This window comes from Corallococcus sp. AB049A (assembly GCF_003668885.1).
GTDB classification, from domain to species: Bacteria; Myxococcota; Myxococcia; order Myxococcales; family Myxococcaceae; genus Corallococcus; species Corallococcus interemptor.
Genome location: NZ_RAWL01000470.1, coordinates 1 through 6,343, shown reverse-complemented (window position 1 = coordinate 6,343; position 6,343 = coordinate 1). Strand labels below are relative to the sequence as shown.

6 protein-coding genes are annotated in these 6,343 nt (G+C 72.1%); 1 reads left to right on the top strand and 5 read right to left on the bottom strand.

Annotation, left to right across the window (positions count from 1 at the left end; translation table 11 throughout):
• The 4 genes from D7X55_RS33765 to pgeF form a co-directional block, all read right to left on the bottom strand.
• Positions 1-576 (bottom strand): DNA-processing protein DprA (locus D7X55_RS33765; protein ID WP_199747276.1); only part of this gene is annotated, 576 nt, incomplete at its 3' end.
• Between the two features lie 143 nt (positions 577-719).
• Complete coding sequence (locus tag D7X55_RS33760; RefSeq protein ID WP_120547881.1) at positions 720-1,937, bottom strand: LysM peptidoglycan-binding domain-containing protein; 1,218 nt, start codon at positions 1,935-1,937, stop codon at positions 720-722.
• 25 nt (positions 1,938-1,962) lie between these two features.
• A complete protein-coding gene (locus D7X55_RS33755) occupies positions 1,963-2,811 on the bottom strand; it encodes a tol-pal system YbgF family protein (RefSeq protein ID WP_370450131.1) in 849 nt (282 codons plus the stop codon).
• A gap of 87 nt (positions 2,812-2,898) precedes the next feature.
• Entirely contained in the window at positions 2,899-3,657 is a 759-nt protein-coding gene (gene pgeF, locus D7X55_RS33750) for a peptidoglycan editing factor PgeF (RefSeq protein ID WP_121725202.1), read from the bottom strand.
• A gap of 215 nt (positions 3,658-3,872) precedes the next feature.
• Between pgeF and D7X55_RS33745 the strand changes: the two genes are divergently transcribed.
• Positions 3,873-5,798 (top strand): diguanylate cyclase, encoded by a 1,926-nt coding sequence (locus D7X55_RS33745; protein ID WP_120547884.1) that lies wholly within the window; start codon positions 3,873-3,875, stop codon positions 5,796-5,798.
• 11 nt (positions 5,799-5,809) lie between these two features.
• On the opposite strand, the gene D7X55_RS33740 is transcribed toward D7X55_RS33745, so the two are convergent.
• Positions 5,810-6,343, bottom strand: a 534-nt coding sequence (locus tag D7X55_RS33740) for an SGNH/GDSL hydrolase family protein (protein ID WP_233610231.1), incomplete at its 5' end; no start/stop codon positions are given.

The following is a 6,343-nucleotide window of genomic DNA, read 5'->3' as shown; positions in this document are numbered from 1 at the left end:
GTCCAGCGCGTCCAGCGCGGAGCCCAGGAAGGCCCACGTCTCCGCGCCCACGTCCAGGGCGCCCCAGTGGCAGGCCCGGTCCACGCCCTCGGCCGCGCCGGACACCACCCCCACCCCGGCCTGGGCCACCTTCCGGGCGAACGTGCGAGCGAAGGGCAGGAAGCCCTGGTCCGGATGGCGGCTGCCCACCATGGCCAGCCGGCGCCGGGGCGGCCCGGGGTTGCCCAGGTGGAACAGGAGCGGCGGCGCGTCCTCCACGCCCTCCAGCCGGGCGGGATAGGCGGGCGTGCCCGCGAAGGCCACCTGGAGTCCCGAACGCGCACAGGCCTCCTCGGTCCGGGACGCCAGGGCGTCCAGCGAAGCGACGGTGGCAAGCCGCTGGCGGACGGGGACGGGCACCGGGACGTCGGACACCCAGTCCCGCACGGGCGTGGAGGCGAGCCGGGACAGCGCTCCTCCGGCGAACGCGCGCACGGAGGCCAACGTCCGGGGCCCCAGGCCTGAAATGGCCCAGAGCGCCAGGGTGGCGCGCTGCTCGTCTGCGTGTAGGTGCGTATCCGTGTTCGTGCCCGCCATGCCGTCCCCCGCCTGTTTCCCACCTATATAGAGGTGGTCCCGGGAGGGGCGTGACACATAACACCGGTTCTTCGGGGGTCAAGCGACCCGCCCTTCCCGGGCGGGCCGGAATGCAGCATTCCTGCCGTTCGCCGCGCCGCTTTTCAGCGGCTGGCGGTGGGCGTCCCGTCCTTGCGCATGGTGGCGCGGTCGCCGGCGGAGACCTCCACCAGGGTGCGGGTCAGCAGGCAGTTGGAGGTGCGCTCACGCACTTCCGTCACCATGCACTGGCCCACGGCCTCCCAGGGGTAGGCCTTCTGGTTCTTGCCCGCGTCGCCCGGCTTGTAGTCGCTGCGGCCGAGCACGTCCCGGCTCGGGTCACCCCGGCGCTCGATGGTGAAGACGTTGCCCAGCTGGACGCCGTCGGCGGTGCCGCGGTCCACGACGACGAAGTGGTGCTCACCCAGCAGCGTCTGGCCCGGCGTCATCGGCGTGAGCACGTAGCCGGGGATCTCCTTGGCGTTGGGCTTGGGGGCCACGCGCTCCGACAGCTTCTCGCTGGAGGGGCCCACCAGGTCGCCGCGGGAGATGGGGTCCCACGTCTCCGTGATGCGCGCGGTCACCACGTCGTTGTTGATGGCGACGACCTGCACCGTGCCCAGCAGCTCCGTGAGGTAGCCCGTGCGCGCATTCGTCACCGGGTGCTTCACCTCTTCCACGGTGTGGAAGATGACGTAGCGGTCGCCAATCTTGGCGGCGCCGCGCTTCTTGAAGCGCAGGTAGATCTTGTCCGGCGCGGAGAGCATCAGCGCCTCGGAGGCCGAGCCGTCGATGCGGCCCGCCTCGTCCAGCTCGCGCTGCGTCACGAAGCCCTTGGTCGTCACCGGGCGGGCGTTGGCCGGGTCGAAGCCGATCTTCCCGACCACCGACACCAGGCTGCTGCCGCTCACTTCCGTGGGCGCCACCACGTCGTCGGAGGGCAGGTCGCCGCCCTCCACGCGCGCGGGGACCTCCTCGCCGCCCGGGAAGAACTTCACGTTGTTGCCCGGGTAGATCCAGTGCGGGTTGGCGATCTGCGGGTTGTAGGACCAGACCTTGGGCCAGTACCAGGGGCTGCCCAGGTAGCGCTGGGACAGGTCCCACAGCGTGTCGCCCGTCTCCACCGTGTGCACCTGGCCGGGCGCGCTCTCACGGCCCTGCGCGGCGCCGGGCGGGAGCGTGACGGAGGTGGGGCGCTGCTCCACGTCGTCGGAGATGTCCTGCCCTTCCGTCTCGGTGGAGGCCGGCTGGGGTTCCTCCTCCTGCGCGTCCTGGGCGAAAGCCGTCCATGCCGGCGCGACGGTGAGGGGCACGAGCAGGGTGGCGAGGATCCGGGAGCGCATCGGACGACGTCCTTTCACAAAGGGCTTACGGCGAGAGCGCGGCGAGCCGCTGCTCCGCTTGCGTGGCGGCGGCCGTCCCCGGGAACTGGGTGACGACGCGGGTATAGAGGGCTCGGGCATCCACGGCCTGGTTCAGCCGCACCCGGCACTCCGCGAGCCGGAGCATGCCGTCCTGGACGGCGTCCCCGGCGGGGTAGTTCTTGATGAGCTTCTCGAACGTCCTGGCCGCGCCCACGGTGTCCTTGAGCCCCATCTGGCCCAGGCCGCTGAAGTACAGGGCGTTGTCGGCGCGGGGGTGGCGCGGGTTGTCCGCGGCGAAGCGCGTGAGCGTGTCCACGCCGCCCTCCACGTTGCCGGTGCGCAGCATGGCCACCGCGCGCTCGTACTCGGCGTCGAGGATGTCCGGATCCTTCTCCGGCACCTCCACGCGGGCGGGCATGACGGAACCCGTCCCGGACGAGCCCTCCACCGGGGAGATGAACATCTCCATCTGATCCGGGTCCGGCTCCACCACCGCCACGGCCGTGTTGATGCGCGGCGCGGGTTCCTTCTTCGGCTTGAGCCGCACCACCGTCAGCTCCGCCGGCGCCAGGCCCAGCGGCTCGCCCGCTTCCGGCGACGCGGCCTCCGGCTTCGTGCTCGCGGTGGCCGAGGGCTTCGCGGCGGCGGGGGCGGCGGCGTTCCGGGCGCGAGCGACGGTGTCGCGGTTCTCCAGCCGCTCCAGGCGCTCCACGAGCGACGCCTGGGCCGCGCGCAGCGTGCGCACCTCCGCCTCCAGCCGGCCCACTTCCGTCTGGGAAGCGGCGGTGGTGGCGCAGGCGGTCGGCGCGGACAGCGCGACGGCGGCAAACAGGCGGAAGAGGAAGGGACGCACCGGCACGAGCCTGGACGGAGGGAATTCCAGGTCGAGGATAGGAAGGCCGGTCGGAGACCGTCAAGAAAACGACCCGGCGGGCCTCCGCTAGAAGCGGTGCAGTACGTGGTTGAGGTGACGCCCGGTGCGTCCCGCGTCCCGCCGGTGGGAGAAGAACCGGTCCGGATCACACGCCGTACAGGCCTGTAGCACGTCCACGTGCGCCGCCTTCAGGCCCGCCTTCAGCAGGGACGCCTTCACCGCGCGTGGCAGGTCCAGGTGCGGCTTCGCCCCCTCGCGGACCACCTCCCCGCCGAAGCGCGCGCGGAAGCGGTCCCCCAGTTCAGGGGAGACCTCGTAGCAGCACGCCTGGATGCAGGGGCCCACCGCCGCCAGCAGGTCCTCCGGCCGGCTGCCGCGCGCCACCAGCGTCTCCACCGTGCGCGCGCTGATCTCCAGGTCCGTGCCCTTCCATCCCGAGTGCACCGCCGCCACGCGCCGGCCTCGCGGATCCACGAGCAGCACCGGGACGCAGTCCGCGGTGCCCACCGCCACCCAACTCCCCTCCCCTTCCGTCCACAGCGCGTCCGCCTCGCCCAGCGTCGGGCGCAGCACCTCGTCCGCCTGGCCGCGCGCCTCCAGCACCGTGTCGCCGTGCACCTGCGACACGCGGCAGAGCGCACCCAGCCCCGCCCCCGCGGCCTGCGCCAGGCGGCGGTGGTTCTCCTCCACGCGGGCGCGCTCGTCGCCCACGGAGAAGCCCAGGTTCAGCGACGCGTAGGGCCCTTCGGACACGCCTCCCGCGCGCGTGGCGAAGCCGTGCGGCACCGGCAACAGCGAGGACGTGAGGAACAGGGGCTGGGTCATGGTGGACTTCCAATCTCCGGGCTTGGACTTCGGGAGTACGTCCGCCGCGCCAAGGGTACAACCCGTGAAAACAGGAACAGGCCGGGGAACAACACTCTCGTTTCAATATTTCGACACCGGTACGTTTGACAGGGCGTGTCATGCGCCTGACAATTTTCAACACTCCGTCACTCGCGGACAGAACGCGAGCGCGCGGAACACACTGCGCCCCGCACATGGCCCTCGGTTCCGAGACGATTGGCAGGAAGCTCTTGTGGAGCATCGCGCTGCCCGGGTTGGTGGTGGCGCTCCTGGGTGTGGGCCACTTCTCGCGCGAGGCGCGACAGGCAGTGCGGGAGGGCACCCACCTGGAGGCGCTCGCGCTGGCGGAGGCCGTCGCCAACACGTTCTTGCTGCCGCAGGCGCCGGGCGCGGCGCCGCATGGCGCGGTGGCGGAGGTGCTGTCTTCTGACACGCGGCTGTTCCGCTCCGTGGAGGACGTGCGCATCCTGACGCCGGACGGGCGCATCCGCTGGAGCCGGCGGCCTGCCGAGCAGGGCCACCCGCATCCGGAGGCCGCGCGGCTGTCCGCGACGGGGCCGGAGACGGCGCGCTCCAGCGACCACGGCACGGAGGTGGTGCGGCCGCTGGGCGGTCCGGAGTGCTCCGGCTGTCACACCGGACAGGCCGCGCAGCGCATGGGCGTGCTCCAGGTGCGCCTGGGGGAGCCCGCGCTGCACCGCCAGCTCCAGACGGTGTTCCAGGACGCGCTGGGCGCGATGGTGCTCTTCGTGGGCATCCTGGGGCTCGTCACCTGGCTGTCCCTGCGCTTCGTGCTCACCGCGCCGCTCAAGCGGCTGAGCGAGGCCATGGGGCGCGCGGCGGACGGCGACCTGCTGGTGCGCGCGGAGTCCCGGGGCACGGATGAAATCTCGCGGCTGGGCGCGGCCTTCAACCAGATGCTCGCGCGGCTCACCTCCATGAAGGTGGAGGAGATCGACACGCACCGCGACCTCCAGCTGGTGAAGGAGAAGCTGGCGCTGAAGGACGAGCTGGAGGAGCGCCTGACGGAGCTGTCGCTCTTGTTCGACGTGGCCCGCTCGCTCAACACCACGCTGGAGCTGGACGAGCTGTTGTCGCGCATCACCCGCCTGGTGGTGGAGCGGCTGCACATCCCGGACTTCTCCATCATGCTCCTCAACGAGGAGGGCATGCTGGAGGTGAAGCACGCGTGGCCGCAGGGCCGGGGCCTGGAGGGCCACACCTTCGCCATGGGCGAGGGCGCGTGTGGCCGGGCCGCCCAGTCGCGCAAGGCCGTGTACCTGCCGGACCTCACGGACCCCACCAGCATCTTCGCGCGGCGCGGCCTGCGCGGCGGCTCCGAGCACGGCACGCTGCTGGCGGTCCCCATGGTGCACGCGGACACGCTCCTGGGCGTCATCAACTTCCAGCGCCCGGAGACGGCGAGCATCTCCGCGGAGGAAATCGAACTCTTCACCGCGGTGGCGGATCAGGCCGCGACGGCGGTGACGAACGCGCGCCTGCACGCGGAGACGGTGAAGCTCACGCTGACGGACGCGCTCACGGGCGTGCCCAACCGCCGCCACCTCTTCCAGCGCATGGACCTGGAGCTGGCGCGCGCCCAGCGCTTCGGCGTGCCGCTGGCGCTCTTGATGGTGGACGTGGACCACTTCAAGCGGCTCAACGACCTGGCCGGGCACCGCGCCGGGGACGAGACGCTGCGCCGGGTGTCCGAGGTGCTGCGCACCCGCGCGCGCAAGGTGGACACGCTGGGGCGCTACGGCGGCGAGGAGTTCGTGCTGCTGCTGCCGCAGGTGTCCAAGGCCACGGCGGTGGAGGTGGCGGAGACGCTGCGCCGCGCGGTGGCGGACGCCGTCACGCTCAGCCGCCCGGGGCTGCCCGGCGGGCACGTCACGGTGTCCATCGGCGTGGCGCACTTCCCCACGGACGCGACGTCGCAGGACACGCTGGTGGACTGCGCGGACTCGGCGCTCTATTGCAGCAAGCGCACGGGCCGCAACCGCGTGACGGCGTTCGAGCCCGGCATGGAGGTGCACCCCGGCCGCGAGCGCAGCATCAGCACGCCGCCCGCGGATCCGCCCGCCACGCCGCCCACGCCTCCAGGCATCGCGAAGGCCTGAGGGCGCGGGGCCTACCGCCCCACGAGCGTGCGGACCACGGGGAGCATCAGGTCCGCCCACTCCTCGTAGCCCGCCGCGGACGGGTGGAAGCCATCCGGGCAGAAGAAGTCCGGGCGCCGGGGGATCATCTCCCGGCTGGCGGTGTAGAGGTCCACCAGGTGCAGCCCGTGCGCGTGGGCCACGGAGGCGATGGCTTCGTTGAAGGGCTCGATGCGCCCCTCGTACAGCGCGCTGGGCACCATCTTCGCCACGGGCGCGAGCGCCATGTCCGCGATGTTCACGACGACCATGGACGCGCCGGTCTGCTTCAGCCGCCGGGCGATGCGGTCCAGGTCGTCCTGGAACTCCGCCGCCTCGGTGCCCCGCCAGATGTCGTTGGTGCCCACGCCCAGGGTGATGAGCGTGGGCTGCAACGCGATGACGCGCTTGAGGGCGTTGTTCACGACGTCGCGCACGCGCGCGCCGCTCTGCCCCAGGTTGGTATGGCCCACGGGGAGGCCGTCCTTGCGGAGCCGGGAGGCCAGCCGGTCGGGATAGCCCCCGCC